The sequence below is a fragment of the Streptomyces spinosus genome (genome assembly GCF_020400655.1).
In the GTDB taxonomy this organism is placed as follows: Bacteria; Actinomycetota; Actinomycetes; order Streptomycetales; family Streptomycetaceae; genus Streptomyces; species Streptomyces argyrophylli.
On sequence record NZ_JAINRC010000034.1, the window covers coordinates 21,203 to 37,516 of the forward strand.

Here is a 16,314-nt window from a genome sequence, read left to right on the forward strand (position 1 = left end):
ATCGCCGATCTGCGCGGTGGCCATGTGTATGCGACCGGAGTCTCCCCGAGCGACCCCGACTACTTCGGCCTCGCCCCGTCGAAGCCGTCAACCGGGCCCTGGCCGAAGCCGGCCGGGCCTTCGCCGAGCTCGACCTCGACCTCGACCTACGGGAGCTGAACGAGGCCTTCGCCGCCCAGGTCCTCGGCTGCCTCGCCGCGTGGCCCGAGTTCGACACGGCGATCCTCAACCCGCAGGGCGGCGCGATCACGCTCGGCCACTCCCTCGGCGCCTCCGGCGCCCGCCAGCTCGCCGGCCGCGGCACCGGCACCGGCGTGGCCACCCCCTGCATCGGCGCGGGCCAGGAACTCGCCCTCGCCCTCGAACGCTGACACGCACGGGACGAGCACACCGTCGTGGGGCACAGCGTCCGTGACGGGAATCGGCAGCGGCCTCCGCGCGGGGGCGGCAGGTGCGGACGTACGGTACTGGTATGTGCGCCATGCGGGAAAGCGGCACGGCGCGGCCCGACGGGCCCCGCCCCCCTTCGCCCGCCGCCGGGTCGCTGCGCCGTGCCGAGCTGGACCGGCTGCTGGAACTCGCCGTGCGCGACACGGGCGTACACGCGGGAGCGGTCTTCCTGCTGGCGTCCGACGGGCAGACCCTGCGGCTGGAGGTGACCGCGGGGATGCCGGCGGAGTATCTCGCGCCCTGGTTCGGGGTCCCGCTGTCGAGCCGCTTTCCGGTCGCCGACGCGGTGCGCGAGCGGCGGCTCGTCTGGCTCGGCGACCCGGAGGAGCTCGCCCGTCGCTACCCGCGCACGGCGATCGCCCTGCCCTACCACCATGCGGTGGCCGCGGCACCGGTCCTCACCGGCACCACGGTCTGGGGCGCACTGCTGCTGCTCTGGCCCGGCGCCGGCTCCCCCTGTGCCGACGGCCCGAGCCCTGAACGGGTCCGTGCCGCCGGTCGGCGTCTGGGACGGTTCCTGCGCGACGCCGCCGGCACCGGTCATGCCGTCGGTCCGGGACCCACACCCCGCACCCTGGTGCGGCCGCCCGCCCGCAAGCGGGGGCCGGCCGAGGCGCGTGCCGCGGCCGACCTCGTCGAGCGGCTGCCCTGGGGCAGTTGCTCCCTCGACCTGGAGGGCAGGTTCACCTACGTCAGCGCCACCGCCGCCGCCCTGCTGGGCGCGAGCAGCACCGACGCACTGATCGGCACGCGTCCCTGGCAGTCTTTGCCCTGGTGCACCGACCCGGCCTTCGAGGACCGCTTCCGCGCCACCGTGGTCAGCCGGAAGCCCGGGCGTTACACCGCCGTGCGCCCACCGGACCAGTGGCTCGCGTTCGAGCTCTACCCCGACGACTCGGGGGTAAGCGTCCGCATAGCGCCGACCGGTCCAGGCGGAGATACGCAGCCGGCGCCCACCAGGACGGAAACGTTCCGGGGCGAGCCGATCCGCCTGGGCGAGGTCTACCGGGTACTGCACCTGGCCGCCGCCCTCTCCGAAACCGTGGGCGTCTCGGACGTGGTCGATCTGGTCACCGAGGAGATGCTGCCGGCGTTCGGAGCCCGGACCGTCGCCCTGCTCGCAGCCGAGGACGGCAGGATGCGGGTCATCGGCCGCAGCGGCTACAACCCCTCGCTGCTCGAACACTTCGACGGCATTCCGCTGACCCACCCGGCACCCGTGGTCCGGGTCCTCGCCACCGGCGTGCCCAGCTTCTTCGCCTCCTTCGACGAGCTGTCCCGGGCCTACCCGCCCGCCCCGCACCAGAAGGGTCTGCATGCCTGGGCGTTCCTGCCGCTGATCGCCTCCGGGCGTCCGGTGGGCTCGTGCGTGTTCGCCTTCGACCGGCCCCACCCCTTTCCCGACCAGCAGCGGGTCGTCTTCATCGCGCTCGCGGGACTGATCGCGCAGGCGCTGGAACGGGCCCGCCTGTACGACACCAGCAACGAACTCGCCAAGACCCTGCAGGCGGCCCTGCTCCCCGACTCGCTGCCCAACCTTCCCGGACTGGATGTGGCGGCCCGCTATCTGCCCAGCGTCCGCGGCATGGACATCGGCGGCGACTTCTACGACCTGGTCCGGGTCGACGACAACACCGCCGCCGCGGTCATCGGAGACGTCCAGGGCCACAACGTCAACGCCGCCGCGCTCATGGGCCGGGTGCGCCCCGCCATCCGCTCGCACGCCGCCTCGGGGGCCACGCCGTCACGGGCCCTCGCCCAGGCCAACCGCCAGCTGGTCGCCATGGACACGGGCCGCTTCGTCAGCTGCCTCTACGCCCATCTCGACCTAGCACACCGCCGAGCCGTCCTCGCCACCGCCGGCCATCCCCCGCCCGTTCTGCGCCGCCCGGACGGCCACGCCGAGGTCCTTGCGCTCCGACCCGGCGTGCTGCTCGGCATCGACCCCTTCGCGGACTATCCCGCCACCGAGATCCCGCTGACCCCCGGCACCGTCCTCGCCCTGTACACCGACGGCCTCGTCGAGACTCCCGGGGTCGACATGGACGACGCCATGTCAGGGCTCGCCACCCAGCTCGCCCGGGCCTCGGCCCAGCCCATGGACCGGCTCGCCACGACCCTGATCGACCATGCACGGCAGACCGCGCCCCGGACGGACGACATCGCCCTGCTGCTCATCGGGATTGCCACCACCGGATAGCGCGCGCCCCGGCTGGGCTTGCACGGCAGGCACTGCGACCGCGCGGCATGCCTTGACAGCGCAGAGACCGAGGGCAACGATGGGAACCATGGAAACTAATCAAGTTTCTTCAGTTTCCCCCCATGACGAGTGGCGTGCGGACGTGATCGTGGAGGCGGCCGGCCGGCTGTTCTTCGGGTCGGGTCTCGCGCGCGTGAGCATGGACGATCTCGCTCGTGAGCTCGGGATGAGCAAGAAGACGATCTACCGTCACTTCCCCGACAAGCGCAGCCTGCTGACCGCGGTGCTGGACCGCCAGTTCGCCGCGGTGGAGCGCACGCTGGTGGCGGCGACCGAGGAGGCGGAAGGGCGGCCGTTCGCCGTGCGGGTGCAGCGGTTCCTGATCGCGGCGGGCGGTGAGCTCGGGCGGATCGGCGCGCCTCAGCTCGCGACCGGGCGGGGCGACGCGATGCTGCGCCAGTACGTGCAGCAGCGTGTGGACGCGGTGGTCTACCAGCGGCTCGACGAGTTGTTCCGGGAGGGACACCAGCAGGGCTTGCTGCCGGCGCCGCCGGAGCTGCTGAGTGAGATCACCCGCGGCGCGCTGGAGCGGCTGCTCATGTCGGATCTGCCGCGCGATCTGGACTGGACCGCGGCCGATCTGCTGCGGGCGACCGTCGACACCGTGCTGTACGGGGCGATCCGCCCGACAGGGCAGGGCATCGACGACGAACAACCCCGGGCGGTTATCCCGACGGCCCGCGATGACGAGCAGGAGGTGGGCCCATGACCGGGACGACCGGCAGGGTGGCGTTGGTGACGGGGGCCAGCAGCGGAATCGGCGCGGCCACGGCGCGACTTCTGGCCGCGCGAGGAATGCGCGTGGTGGTCAACTACCTCCGCAACACCAAGGCGGCCGAGGAGGTCGTGGCCGACATCGAGACCGCAGGCGGCCAGGCCATGGCCGTGCAGGCCGACGTGCGCGAGGAGACGGCCGTCGAGAGTATGGTCGGGCGGGTCCAGGCCGCGTGGGGCGGCGTCGACGTGCTCGTGCACAACGCGCTCATCCCCTATGCGGTCAAGCCGTTCCAGGACATGACGTGGGAAGAACTGGGCGGCAAGATCGACGCCGAGATGCACGCGGCGTTCGCGGTCACCAAGGCCGTACTGCCCACGATGACCGAACGGCGCTGGGGACGCCTCGTCTACATCGGCACCGGACTCAGCCGCGTGCCTCGGGCGGGCATGATCGCGCTGGGCGTCTCCAAGGCCGCACTCGAGCAGTTCGCCCGGTATCTCGCCCAGGAACTCGGCCCGCAGGGCATCACGGTGAACGTCGTCTCGCCCGGCCCGGTGGAGTCCCGCACCGCCGATGCCGTGCTCGACGACGCGACGAGGCAGCGGCAGGTGGCCGCCACCCCCCTGGGCCGCCTGGCCCACCCGGCCGACGTCGCCCAAGCGGTCGCCTTCTACACCGCCGAGGACAACTCCTTCATGACCGGCACCACGGCCGCGGTCAACGGCGGCATGGCCATGTACTGACACGCGCTGCCCGCACACTCGGCCGCCCTCAAACGATCAAGGAACTGCGTTCATGCACACGATCGACCTGGCCTACGTCGGACGGGGCCTGCACGAAGAACTCGCCGCCTACATCGCCGACCAGCAGGACTTCTACGCCGAAGAGGGCGTCCACGTCGCGCTGCGCGACGGCTGCACCTGGGACGTGGAACGGCTGCGCCGCTGCGCCACCATCGGGCTCGGCCGGGCACTGCTGTCACGACTGACCGACGGCACCCCGTGGGTCGCACTCAGTGTCAACACCCAACGCCCGCTGTTCTGGTTCCTGGCCCGCCCCGGCCTGACCTCCCTGTCCGACCTGGCCGGGCGACGGCTGGCGGTCCACGCCCCGCACACCCCTCCCGGCGCATTCGCCCGGATCGTGCTGCGAAAGGCCGGCCTGGATCCGGACCGCGACGTGAAGACCATCGTCCGCTCGCCCGGCGACTACGGCATGGACCTGCGCCGGCTCAACGACGGCAGCATCGACGCCGCCTACGTCGGCAGCACCATGGCACCGGAGGCGGTGGCCGCCGAGCACGGCTGGAACGTGCTGGCCTGGGTCGGCGACCACTTCCAGATCCCCACCGTGGGCGTGGCCGTCGACCCCACCTACATCGCACCGGACGACCCCGCGGTCCATGCCGTCGTACGAGCCCACCGGCGCGCCCTTCAGGTGATCCACGACGACCCCGACACCACGGTGCGCCACATGCAGACGTTCCTCGGCGGACAGACCGCGGAAGAAGCCCGAGCCCACTACGACACGTTCATCGCGCCGTACTTCACCACGGACGGCCAGGCCGACCTCACTGTCGGCGACAAGGCGATCACCGCGGTCGCCGCCGAACTCGGCGTTCCCGCCGGCTTCACCGCGGCCGATTTCTACCGCACCGAGATCACCTCTGGCTGAGGACGCGGCCTGGTACGCGGGCTCGGTACAGGGGTCGTGGACGAGCAGTGGCGGCGATCCCGGCGAGAGATCCGTCTGCGGGAGCGGCCGCGAACCCGCACCACCGGGGTCCGGCCGCGCTGTGACAGGTCTTCGCGTGCGGCGGCGTCATGGGGAATCCGGCTTCGTCCTCGAAGATGAGCCAGGCTCCACTGGCCGCCGCGAGTCTCCCGCGCAGGGCCACACCCCCTTGACCCACCCGGCCACCGCCTCGTCGTCCCGCTCCATGGCGCGCCGGGCCGGGACTTGCCAGGACCAGCCGTTACGCGCCAGCAGTTTCCGCACGCCCTGGATCGTGTAGGCGATATGGAAGCGCCGACCGATCACCGTCGTGATCCGCGCCAGTGTCCAACGCTGATCGTCCCAGCCGTGCACGGCCGGCCCCTTGGCCAGCACCGCCTCCAGTTGCGCGAACTGCTCCTGGCTCAGCCTCGGCAACGATGCCGGCCCCTGCGACCGCACGGCCCGCGTACCGCTCCTCCCCCTTCTGCCGCCACCGTTGTACCGAGCGGACGTTGATGCGCAGGGCCCTGGCGATGACCGAGCTCGCCTCGCCCTGGGCGAACCGCTCGGCTGCCTCGAGCCGTAACTCCTCGCGGAACCGCTGCCGTTCGGCAGTCGGCCCGCCTCCTTGTGGACACCGCATGCCCCGGTAATACCGCACGGACAACGAGTCATCAGCCCCTACGACACCACGAGTTCAACCTCAGTAGATCGCGGGACGCATCGACTCAGCCGCCGCTCTTGCGCCTGAACGACCGCTGGCTCGCAGCCGGGCCATGGGCCGAACGCACCTTCGACGCATCGGACTTGGCGGCGATGTCAGCGGCGTCCGCCTGTGCACCGCGCTTGCGCGCCAGGGCTTCGCGGAACTTGCGCTTGAGGTCGTAGTTGCCGTCGCTGTCCGGCTCCAGAGGGGACGTCTCGGGGACAGCCGGCTCCGAACCTTCCGTAGATACGGGCTTTGCGGTCATGGTGATCTCCTGAGTTCGGGGGTGGTCAAGCACAGCTTGTCATGCTGGGCGCAGCGCGAGGCGCCGGCAACGTCATTCTGCTCCGTTTCGGCGGGTATCCCTCTCGCGGCCAAAGGCGTTGACTTCGTGAGTGAGGCGCGCATGACGACTTCGAGCCGGGCCGAGGGTCGCCGATCCCGTGGCCAGGCTGCCAGGGCAACGGCTCTCAGCCGTTGCGACGCACGAGGGCGGCCCTGCTGGCCTCGGCGAGCTTGCGGGCCTCGCCGGCCTTTCGGGACTTGCCGCCGGCGCCGCGGGAGGTGCCCTTGCTGGTGCCGAGGCCGCGGAAGGGAGCGTTGGTGTTCTTGGGCCGAGGGACGGTGGGCTCGCCGTCGAGCGGGATCCCGGAGGGAGTCCTGGCGCCGGTGATCCGGCTCAGCTCCGCCTCGCCCGAGCGCACCTTGGTGACGGTCGGCTCGATGCCGGCTTCGGCCATCACGCGGCTCGTCTCGCGACGCTGGCCCGCCAGCACGAGCGTGACCACGCTGCCGGACTCACCGGCGCGCGCGGTGCGACCCGCCCGGTGCACATAGTCCTTGGGGTCGGTGGGCGGGTCGACGTTGACCACGAGATCGAGGTCGTCGACGTGCAGGCCACGGGCCGCGACGTTGGTCGCCACCAGAACGGTGATCGCACCGTTCTTGAACTGCGCCAGGGTCCGTGTGCGCTGCGGCTGGGACTTGCCGCTGTGCAGGGCCCCGGCGTGCACTCCACTGGCCCGCAGATGCCGGGTGAGCTGGTCGACGGCGTGCTTGGTGTCGAGGAACAGCAGTACGCGGCCGTCGCGGGCGGCGATCTCCGTGGTGACGGCGTACCGGTCGGGGCCGTGGACGACCAGCACGTGGTGCTCCATCGTCGAGACCGCTCCCGCGGAGGGGTCGACCGAGTGGACGACGGGGTCGTGGAGGTAGCGGCTGACCAGCTGATCGACGTCGCGGTCCAGAGTGGCCGAGAACAGCATCCGCTGACCGTCGGGACGCACCTGGTCGAGCAGGTCGACGACCTGCGGGAGGAACCCCAGGTCGCCCATCTGGTCGGCCTCGTCCAGCACGGTGATCCTCACCCGTCCCAGGCGGCAGGCGTTGCGCTCGATCAGGTCGTGCAGGCGTCCGGGGGTGGCGACGAGCACCTCGGCCCCCTCACGCAGCGCGGCGATCTGCCGGCCGATCGACATGCCGCCGACGACCGTGGCCATCCGCAGCCCCAATGCCTCGGCGTACGGCGTCAGCGCCTGCGTGACCTGCTGGGCCAGCTCCCGGGTGGGCACGAGGACCAGAGCAAGGGGCTGCTTCGGTTCCGCGCGCCGCCGGGCCGTCCGTGTCAGCAGCGGCAGGCCGAAGGCGAGCGTCTTGCCCGAGCCGGTGCGCCCGCGCCCCAGGACGTCGCGCCCCTCCAGGGCATCGGACAGCGTGGCGGCCTGGATCGGAAAGGGCTCGCGCACCCCGAGTCCGCTCAGCGTCCGCAGCACCTCCGTCGGCAGTCCCAGACCGGCGAAGGTGACGGCCGGGAACAGCGCCGGAGTCGTTGCCTCCGGCTGGGCGGGACTGCCGTACGCGATGCCGGAGTCATGGGGATGCTTCATGAACAGCCTTCCGCAAGGGAACGTACCGAGGAAGGCCCGGCGGGTTGGAACTGCCCACGCACAAGCCGAGCGCAACAGGCAGAATCGCCCACCGCGACGACCACGCAAACGCGTAAGGCTAACACATGGCATACCCTCGCGCCGCGTCCCTGTGTACAGGTGTTGGCAGCGGGTCGGCCTGGAACAACCGTTCCCCTTGAAGAACGGCCCCACCCCACGGGCGAACTGCCGAGCCACGCGTCGAGCCTTACGAGCGGGACGCCGGGCGGGACAGCCGGCCCCCGCTGCGGGTGCAGGTCAGCGTGCGCAGCATTCAGCACTCTTGGATGGTGCCGGCCATGAGGTTGGTGGCGCCGCTCGTAGGTGTTGACCTTCGAGTTGGTTGAAGCTCCACGATGGCGAGGTGCCGACTTCTACCGGTCGAGAGCGTTAAGGGCGTCGCGCAGGGCCGTCCGGGAGGTGATGTTCAGTTTGGGGTAGATCTGGTAGAGGTGTGCGCCGATCGTCCGGTGCGACAGGAAGAGGCGCTCCGCGATCTGTTTGTTGGTCAGCCCGCTCGCTGCCAGCGTGGCGATCTCGAACTCCTGGGCCGTCAGGGTTCCTCTGCCTCCCCTGCCCCCCGTGTCGGCCGGGACCGCGACGCCGCTCGCGCGCAGTTCGGACTGGGCGCGCACCAGCCAGGGTGTTGCCCCCAGCTTCTCGAACGCCCTGCCCGCCAGGGTCAGTTGCTCGCGCGCCTCCTTGGTCGCGCGTCGGCGCCGGAGGCGTTCGCCGTACAGCAGACGTACCCGCGCGACGTCGAAGGGCCAGTCCTCGGGGTCGGCGAGGGACAGGGCCTGCTGGAACAGCTCCTGGGCATCGTCGTTTGACGACGTCAGCGCCTCGCACGCCAGCACGAACATGTGCAGGCGCGGAGAGAGCCGCGCCATCGCGGACTCCCGCAGGGCCTTCGTGTGGGTGGCGGCCTCGGCGGCCCGTCCTGACCTGAGCGCGGCCTCCACCAGGTCCAGGGCACCGGCCATGGCATGGGGCAGATACGGGGCGAGGGGCGTGAGCGGGCTGACGGCGGTGGCCTGCCGGAAGGCGGTCTCAGGGTCCCCGTTGCCGAGCGCGGCCAGGCTCCTCGCGTGGAAGGCCAGCGCGCGGGCGCCATGGGCTCCGCGGGGGACGGCCCAAGCGATGATCTCCTCGCAGAGTGCCTCGCAGGCTTTCACGTCACCGCGTGCCCCGGCCACCAGCGCCTGCACGAACTGGAACTTGCAGGAGAAGAACGGGTAGCCGTACTCCTTGCACAGGGCGAGCCCTTCGCCGGTCAGGCGCATGGCCTCGTCCCAGCGGCCCTTGTAATAGTCGTCCAGGCCGAGGTGGATCAGGGCGGAGAGGTGTCTGCGGACGGGTGCGGCGCCCGCGCGGGCCTGCTCGACCAGGCGGAGGGACACCTCCCGTACGTCCGCCAGCCGGTCCGGGTAGACGGCGCAGGTGCTGACCCGTACGACGTGTGTCGCGTCGCCCAGGTCGGCGAGCTGCTCGTCGAGGACGTCCAGTCCTCGGTAGCCGGTGCGGGCCGGATCGGCGAAGGTCTGGGCGCACGCCCACAGCAGATCGGGCGGCGCGGGCGTCATCCGGTCCAGGGCCCGGAACAGCGGCGCCCACTTCTCCGGGTCACCGCTGTACCAGCACAGCGTGATCAGGGTGAACAGCGCTTCGACCAGGGCCTCGTCGGCGGCGTCGTAGCAGTGTCCGCCGGCCTCGATCGCACCGACCAGCAGCCGGTGGGCGGTGTTGACGTCCCCGTCCTGGTTGATGAGCAGCAAGGCTGAGGCCGCCGCCGCGTGCAGGGAGCCCTCCCGGATGGCCGGGTCGGCGCGGCGGGCGCCGACCAGCAGACGGGAGGCGTCCGCCATGTCGCCGCCCGCGTCGGTGCCGATGTAGGCGGCCTCCGCCAGCCGTCGGCTCTCGTCGGCCGGTGAGACGCTGAGGCCCGCGGCGCGGGTGAGGGCCGCCACCGCGCCCAGCGCGTCGCCCCGCCCCAGGCGCAGGCGGGCCGCCTGCTCCAGCAGTTCGGCGACGGTCTCGTCCCGCCCCGTCGTCGCTTCGCCGAGGTGGCCGGCCCTGCGTTCGGGCTGGTCGACGAGGACCGCGGCGAGCGCCTGGTGGGCCCTGCGTCGGTCGGCGGCACTGGCCTGGGCCACCACCGCGGATCCGATCAGGGGGTGCCGGAACGACATCCTCCGGGAGCTGGCAGAGACCTCCACCAGCCGATCGCGCTCCGCGGGCTCCAGGAGGTCGGCGGCCTCGCGGCCCCCGGCCGCGGCCTCTATGACCGCGAGCTCACCGGTGCCTTCGAGCGCAGCGATCAGCAGCAGTTCACGGGTGGGGCCGGGCAGATCGGCCACCCGCGAGGTGTACAGGCTCTGGAGGCGTTCGCTCAGCGGCAGGACCGAAGGCACCGCCGCCGGCGCCGTACGCTGTTCACGGTCGAGGGCGGTGGGCAGTTCCACCAGTGCGAGCGGGTTGCCGCGTGCCTCCGCGGCGATGCGCCGCCGTATCTCGTGGGACAGGCCCGGGTGCTCCTGGGCGAGGAGCGCGGCCGATGCCGCGGCGTCGAGCGGCTGGAGGTGGTGCTCGGTCAGCCCGCTCGCCTCGAAGAAGCTGTCGGAGGTGACGCGCGAGGCCGCGAGGAAGCTGACGCGGCTGCCGACGAGACGCCGCGCGATGAAACCGAGGACGAAGGTGGTCGGCCGGTCCAGCCAGGGCAGGTCGTCGACGACGATCAGGAGCGGGGTGTCGTGGGCGACCCTGCGCAGCAACAGCAGGGCCGCAGTGGCGGTGAGCAGCCGCTCGGGGGGCGGACCGCTGCCGATGCCCACGGCGACCTTGAGGGCGTCCCGGTGACCCCTGTCCAGCAGATCGAACGATTCGAACAGAGGGACGAGCAGCTGGTTGAGACCCGCGTAGCTGATGTCGGTCTCGAACTGCACCCCGCTCACCCGCAGGACGCGCACGCCGTCGACTGCTGCCTGCGCCGCCACGGCGTCGAGGATCGCGGTCTTCCCGATGCCCGCCTCCCCTGACAGCAACAGGGCCGCACCGTGGAGGGAGCCGCTGAAGTGGGAGCGTACGAACTCCAGGTCCTCGTCCCGCCCGATCAACCGCCCGGACGCAGGGCGCGACAATTGGCCGAGGTCGTTCATCGAGCTACTGTCCCCCAGAGCCGCGGTACTGAAAGCCGGGTGCCGAAGGCCGTGGTCCTCCTGTCAGCGCTCGCATCCGCACCGCGTGTCATTGCCCAAGCGCAAGGGTGTCCACCTCTCGACGTCACACGCGCCAGGATACTGCGCACGCCCCGGTGGATCAGGGCGGGCCCCGGTACCGTCGCAGAAGCAGCCTCCGCCACATACGCGTAAGGGTCCCCACGTTCGCGGGGCGACGGACGGCCAACTGATACACCCCGCTCAGCGGGCTGTCGGCGGGCGATGCACCGGTCACACCTGTCGTCCTGAGGCCGTCCCACACACTCACATCCGACGCAACCTTCCGACACGGGCCGTCCACGCCATGGGGCTCGGCCACGCGGTGCAGGGTCTCACGTCCGCCTTCAACAGTGTGGTCGTCACCCAGGACACCGCGACCGATGTGGGTGATCTCGACGGATGGGGCAGCAGCCTGTCCGCCCAGGCGCTCGGCAAGGCCGGGGTGAGCGCGGGCTCGACCGTCTCCCACAACGGGCTCGACTTCGTCCGGCCCACCGCCGCCGGCAGCGTCAGGAGCACCGGCACGGTCACCACGGGCGGTCTGGACAACGTCGTCTCCTCAGGTCAGACCGTGGCAATCAACGGCACCCACGGCAGCACGCTCGGCTTCCTGGTTGATTCGAGCTACGGCCCCGCCGGGGGACCGGCGACCATCCGCTACTCGGACGGCAAACAAGGGCCGGCCGAGGTGCGCGCTTCGGCGGGCCCTTGCACGCGTGCACGCCGTACCGCCGGACCATCACACGGGGCTTCCCCCTTGATCGTGGACACCGGTTGTCATGCGGCGTGGGACCGGATCGAGCCGTTGATGCCGGCCGATCCGGTCCGTGGCCGGCGGTGGGCCGACCACCGTCGCACTCTTGAGGCCACCGCGTGGAAGTACCGCACCAACTCCCCCTGGCGGGACCTCCCTCCAGACCGTCCACAAACGGCCGATCAGGTGGCCCTCGACGGCACCTGGGAGATGATCCTCGCCGCTGTCCTGTCGGCGGCGGACGCCGACGACGACATCGACTGGACGGTGTCGGATGACTCCACGGTCCTCCGGGCCCACCAGCACGCCTCCGGGGCACGTAGAAGCGGGCGGGCCGCGCCGGGGAACCAGCCGACCACGCTCTCGGACGCTCCCGCGGCGGACTGAGTACGAAGTCCGGGCGGTGATCCCGCAGCCTTCCGACCAGATCGGCCACCGCCTGCGACGGGGCCGACGCGGAGGCCGCCCACCCGGCTTCGACCGGGAGGTCTACAAGCAGCGGAACACCGTCGAGCGGTGCATCGGCGTCCGCCCCGGCGGAGGGCATGCGCCAAGCCGCCGACCCGGGATGCCCCGGACGCGCGGTGGCCGACGACGCCGCCGGGTCGCGGCGCAACTGTGCCACGGCGCAAGAGCGACATGTGCGACCCCTTGAACGACGGCTGGGGAGGCCACAGGATCCAGTGATCTTTCGCTCTTCGCCGCGTCTCAGGAGTCTTCTTTGCCCAAAGTTCCCATCCCCCGGCCCGGGCCGATCGCCCTCGCCGTGGCGGCCGCGCTCACACTCGGCGTCATACCGGCGACTGCCGCTGTGTCCGCGTACGCCGCCGGCGAGGTATCGCCCAAGGACGCCGCACACCGAACCCCCGGCGATGCCGGCACGCACACCGTCACCCTGATCACGGGGGACAAGGTCACCATCGGGACCGCCGCCGACGGCACCGTCGTGCGCTCCTTTCAGGCCGCGAGCGGGGCCACCACCGGCTTCCACCGCGTTGTCGTGGACGGCGCCACCTATGTCTACCCCGACGCCGCCCTGCCGTACGTGAGCGCCGGCAAACTCGACAAGCAGCTCTTCAACGTGACGCGGCTGATCACCGAGGGCTATGACGACGCGCACAGCTCCCGGCTGCCGCTGATCGTGCGCTACACCGGAGCTGCCGCCAAGGCCCGCACCCGGACGAAGATGGCCGGCTCGACCGACGTCCGCCGCCTGGACAGCATCCAGGGCGCGGCCCTCGCCCAGAACCACAAGCAGGCACCGGAGTTCTGGTCCTCGCTCACCGGGGGTTCCGGCGCGGCGGCCCGGTCCGCGAAGCCGTCCTTCGCGGGCGGCGTCGCCCACGTGTGGCTCGACGGTAAGGTAAAGGCCGACCTGGCCGACTCCACCGCCCAGATCGGCGCGCAGAAGGTATGGGCGGAGGGCGACACCGGCCAGGGCGTGAAGGTCGCGATGCTCGACAGCGGCGCGGACACCGAACACCCGGACCTGGTCGGGCAGGTGTCCGACAGCGCCAGCTTCGTCCCCGGCGAGGACGACATCGCCGACTACAACGGCCACGGCACGCACGTCGCCTCGACCATCGTCGGCACGGGCAGTGCCTCCGGCGGCAAGGAGCGGGGTGTCGCCTCCGGCGCCCGGCTGGCCGTCGGCAAGGTGCTCAACTCCGAGGGCAGCGGTCAGGAATCCTGGATCATCGCGGGCATGGAGTGGGCCGCCCGTGACCAGAAGGCCAGGATCATCAGCATGAGTCTGGGCGGCGGCGGTGACAAGACCGACCCGATGAGCCAGGCCGTCGACGAACTGAGCCACGAAACGGGCGCGTTGTTCGTGATCGCGGCGGGCAACGGCGGCCCGCACTCCATCGGCAGCCCCGGTGCCGCGGACTCCGCGCTGACCGTCGGCGCCGTCGACTCCACCGACACGCTCGCCGACTTCTCCAGCCAGGGCCCGCGTGACGGCGACGGCGGGCTGAAGCCGGAGATCACCGCGCCCGGCGTCGACATCGTCGCGGCGCGCTCGCACTACAAGCGCGGCTCCGGCTACTACACCACGATGAGCGGCACGTCGATGGCGACACCGCACGTCGCCGGTGCCGCCGCGCTCCTCGCCTCCGAGCACCCCGACTGGACGGGCACCCAGCTCAAGGAGGCGCTGGTCAGCAGCGCCAAGGCAACCGAGGCGTACACCCCGTACCAGGCGGGCGCCGGCCGGCTCGACGCGCTGGCGGCCGTGCACACCACGGTCTTCGCCACCACGACCGCCTACTCCGGCTTCCACACGTGGCCCCCGAAGCCCGGAGAGACTGACGTCCAGACGGTGACGTACACCAACGTCGGCGACGCCCCGGCCAGCCTCAGCCTGGCGGTCGACGGCACCGTCCCAGCCGGGTTGTTCAGCCTCTCCGAGGATCATGTCACCGTGCCCGCGCACGGCACCGCCGCGGTCACGCTGACCGCGGCTCTGGACAAGCTGGCGGGCGACCAGTCGGTCAGCGCCATGATCACCGGTACGGACGCCGCCGGGACGGTCCGCGCCCGGACCCTGATCGGCGCGGCCCGCGAGGGCCGGCGGCAGAATCTGACCGTGGTCGCCAAGGACCGTTCGGGCAAGCCGCTGGAGGGCCGGGTCGTCCTGACCGCCGAACACCTCTTCACGGTGATGGACCTCGACGCGTCCGGCACCGGCACGGCGCGGCTGCCCGTCGGCAGCTACAGCGGCTGGCTCACCGGTGACGTGCAGGGCGCCGAAGGCCCGCACTCACGCGGCATGGCGCTGCTCGCCTTCAACGACGTGAAGCTGGACCAGGACCGTACCGTCACCCTGGACGGCCGCAAGGCACGCCGGATCCTGGCGCACGTGCCGCAGCAGACCACCGCCGTCGCACCGCGCCTGGATGCCCACCGGTCCTTCACCGACAGCCTGGTGGAGACGTCGATGCTCCCGGACTCGTCGTACGACAGCATCTGGGCGCTCCCGACCGGCAAGAAGGTCACCGACGGCGAATTCGAGACCGGCGCACGCTTCCGCCTCGAACAGCCTGCGCTGACCGTGAGCACGAAGTCGACGACCTTCAACGACCCGCTGGTCAAGCGCGCTGCCACACCGCTGCCCGCCGGTACCCGGAACCTGACGGCGGTCTTCGCCGGTGACGGCACGGCCGATGAGCTCGCGCGGCAGAACGTGCGCGGCAAGGCCGTCGTGGTGCGCGGTGCCGGCACGGCGGGGATCAAGGCCCAGGCGGAGGTCGCCGCGGCCGCCGGCGCGCGGCTGCTGCTGGTCGTCAACGACGGCGTCGGCCGCATGGAGCCCTGGGACGAGAACCCCTGGAGCCCGGAGAGCCCGGCCCCGGTGACGGTGGCGACGCTCAACGCCGACCAGGGCGCCGACCTGCTCGGCCGACTCCGGCACGGCACGGTCTCGCTGAAGGTCACCTCGCACCCCACGACCGACTACGTCTACGACGTCGTGCACCACTGGACGGGTGCCGTTCCGGCGGACCCGACCTGGCGTGAGGAGTCCGAGGATCTCGGCCGGGTGGACGTCTCCTTCCGGAACTACCGGCAGGGCAAGGCGATGGAGTTCCGCCCGGACGTCTGGCGCGGCTGGGCCGTCGGCAACCAGCTCACCGCGCCCGCCCAGGGCGAGCGCACCGACTGGGTCACCGCCGGCACCACGTGGCTGGACGACGCCTTCATCCAGGGCGAGACCGGGCAGCACTCGATCGAGCCGCTGACCTACCCGGCGCGCAAGACCGGCAAGGTCAGCTGGTTCGGCCCGATCCAGCGGCCCCGCATGGGGCCGATCAACTACCAGCCGGTGCGCTACCTCGACACCATGTACATCACCGCGCCCGGCTGGGGTGACTCGGGGTCCGGCCACGTCGGCGAGGCCGGCGCGAACTTCGACGTCAAGGACTGGATGTCGCTCTACCAGGGCGACCAGCAGCTCGACTGGGGCAACGCCGAGTACCTCCAGGTTCCCGGCCTCGGCGCCGAGCGCCTGCCCTACCGGCTGGTCCTCGACAACGACCGCGGTACCTGGGCCAACCCGTACTCGACGCACACGCTGACCGAGTGGGACTTCACCTCCGCGGTCACCGGCAGCGATGCGGCGGTGTCCCTGCCGCTCATCCAGCTCGACTACGGCGTGGACACCGACAAGTCCGGCCGTGCCGACCGGCACGCCGGCCTGACGGTGACCGCCTCGCACCTGCCGGGCACCACCAGCACCATCGGGAAACCGACCGTCGAGGTGTCGTACGACGACGGTGCGACCTGGCAGCGGACCGACCTGAGCCGGCGCGACGAAGGATGGCGGACGAACCTGCGCGCGCCGCGGTCCGCCGACTTCGTCACCCTCCGGGTCGGCGCCCGGGACAGCGCGGGCAACACCGTCTCGCAGACGATCACCCGGGCCTTCGGCCTGCGCTGACGTCACCCCCCGGGAGTCACCCGGGACAGCACCGCGTGGGTGGGACCGCAGCCGGCGGCCCCGCCCACGCGGCGTTCCCAGGTGTCAGAGGATCTATGAGGACACCTCGTCGCGGAACGGCAAGCGCGTGCTCGT

8 protein-coding genes and 4 pseudogenes are annotated in these 16,314 nt (G+C 71.5%); 8 read left to right on the forward strand and 4 right to left on the reverse strand.

Going from position 1 to position 16,314, the window contains the following annotated elements; translation table 11 throughout:
* Positions 1 to 24 precede the first annotated feature (24 nt).
* The 5 genes and pseudogenes from LG395_RS39345 to LG395_RS39365 form a co-directional block, all read left to right on the forward strand.
* A pseudogene (locus tag LG395_RS39345) lies at positions 25 to 371 on the forward strand (3-oxoadipyl-CoA thiolase); the annotation flags it as partial.
* Between the two features lie 101 nt (positions 372 to 472).
* On the forward strand, positions 473 to 2,650 hold the full coding sequence (locus tag LG395_RS39350; RefSeq protein ID WP_225814191.1) for a SpoIIE family protein phosphatase: 2,178 nt from the start codon (positions 473 to 475) through the stop codon (positions 2,648 to 2,650).
* A gap of 88 nt (positions 2,651 to 2,738) precedes the next feature.
* Positions 2,739 to 3,419 (forward strand): TetR/AcrR family transcriptional regulator, encoded by a 681-nt coding sequence (locus LG395_RS39355; protein WP_225814194.1) that lies wholly within the window; start codon positions 2,739 to 2,741, stop codon positions 3,417 to 3,419.
* A complete protein-coding gene (locus LG395_RS39360) occupies positions 3,416 to 4,171 on the forward strand; it encodes an SDR family NAD(P)-dependent oxidoreductase (protein WP_225814196.1) in 756 nt (251 codons plus the stop codon). The genes LG395_RS39355 and LG395_RS39360 overlap by 4 nt, the downstream gene beginning before the upstream one ends.
* 52 nt (positions 4,172 to 4,223) lie before the next feature.
* The gene (locus tag LG395_RS39365) at positions 4,224 to 5,102 is read left to right on the forward strand and encodes an ABC transporter substrate-binding protein (RefSeq protein WP_225814198.1); all 879 of its coding nucleotides are present in this window, start codon (positions 4,224 to 4,226) and stop codon (positions 5,100 to 5,102) included.
* 65 nt (positions 5,103 to 5,167) lie between these two features.
* On the opposite strand, the pseudogene LG395_RS41935 reads toward LG395_RS39365, so the two are convergent.
* The 4 genes and pseudogenes from LG395_RS41935 to LG395_RS39390 form a co-directional block, all read right to left on the reverse strand.
* Positions 5,168 to 5,787 (reverse strand): annotated as a pseudogene (locus LG395_RS41935) (transposase); the annotation flags it as partial.
* Between the two features lie 85 nt (positions 5,788 to 5,872).
* Positions 5,873 to 6,115: a DUF5302 domain-containing protein gene (locus LG395_RS39380; RefSeq protein WP_225814199.1), complete on the reverse strand. Its 243-nt coding sequence runs from the start codon at positions 6,113 to 6,115 to the stop codon at positions 5,873 to 5,875.
* Positions 6,116 to 6,320: 205 nt separating this feature from the next.
* The gene (locus LG395_RS39385) at positions 6,321 to 7,736 is read right to left on the reverse strand and encodes a DEAD/DEAH box helicase (RefSeq protein ID WP_225814200.1); all 1,416 of its coding nucleotides are present in this window, start codon (positions 7,734 to 7,736) and stop codon (positions 6,321 to 6,323) included.
* Positions 7,737 to 8,149: 413 nt separating this feature from the next.
* Positions 8,150 to 10,930 carry an AAA family ATPase gene (locus LG395_RS39390; protein WP_225814202.1) on the reverse strand — a complete coding sequence of 927 codons (2,781 nt, stop codon included), beginning with the start codon at positions 10,928 to 10,930 and terminating at the stop codon, positions 8,150 to 8,152.
* A gap of 868 nt (positions 10,931 to 11,798) precedes the next feature.
* Between LG395_RS39390 and LG395_RS41860 the strand changes: the two are divergent.
* The 3 genes and pseudogenes from LG395_RS41860 to LG395_RS39400 form a co-directional block, all read left to right on the forward strand.
* A pseudogene (locus LG395_RS41860) lies at positions 11,799 to 12,139 on the forward strand (transposase); the annotation flags it as partial.
* 2 nt (positions 12,140 to 12,141) lie between these two features.
* Positions 12,142 to 12,267 (forward strand): annotated as a pseudogene (locus LG395_RS41865) (IS5/IS1182 family transposase); the annotation flags it as partial.
* A 198-nt stretch (positions 12,268 to 12,465) separates the two neighbouring features.
* A complete protein-coding gene (locus LG395_RS39400) occupies positions 12,466 to 16,179 on the forward strand; it encodes a S8 family serine peptidase (RefSeq protein WP_225814204.1) in 3,714 nt (1,237 codons plus the stop codon).
* Positions 16,180 to 16,314 lie beyond the last annotated feature (135 nt).

What these genes read in the sequence shown, in the direction of transcription:
- LG395_RS39350 (WP_225814191.1), top strand. Translation starts at nt 473, where the DNA reads ATGTGCGCCATGCGGGAAAGCGGCACGGCGCGGCCCGACGGGCCCCGC.
- LG395_RS39355 (WP_225814194.1), top strand. Translation starts at nt 2,739, where the DNA reads ATGGAAACTAATCAAGTTTCTTCAGTTTCCCCCCATGACGAGTGGCGT.
- LG395_RS39360 (WP_225814196.1), top strand. Translation starts at nt 3,416, where the DNA reads ATGACCGGGACGACCGGCAGGGTGGCGTTGGTGACGGGGGCCAGCAGC.
- LG395_RS39365 (WP_225814198.1), top strand. Translation starts at nt 4,224, where the DNA reads ATGCACACGATCGACCTGGCCTACGTCGGACGGGGCCTGCACGAAGAA.
- LG395_RS39380 (WP_225814199.1), bottom strand. Translation starts at nt 6,115, where the DNA reads ATGACCGCAAAGCCCGTATCTACGGAAGGTTCGGAGCCGGCTGTCCCC.
- LG395_RS39385 (WP_225814200.1), bottom strand. Translation starts at nt 7,736, where the DNA reads ATGAAGCATCCCCATGACTCCGGCATCGCGTACGGCAGTCCCGCCCAG.
- LG395_RS39390 (WP_225814202.1), bottom strand. Translation starts at nt 10,930, where the DNA reads ATGAACGACCTCGGCCAATTGTCGCGCCCTGCGTCCGGGCGGTTGATC.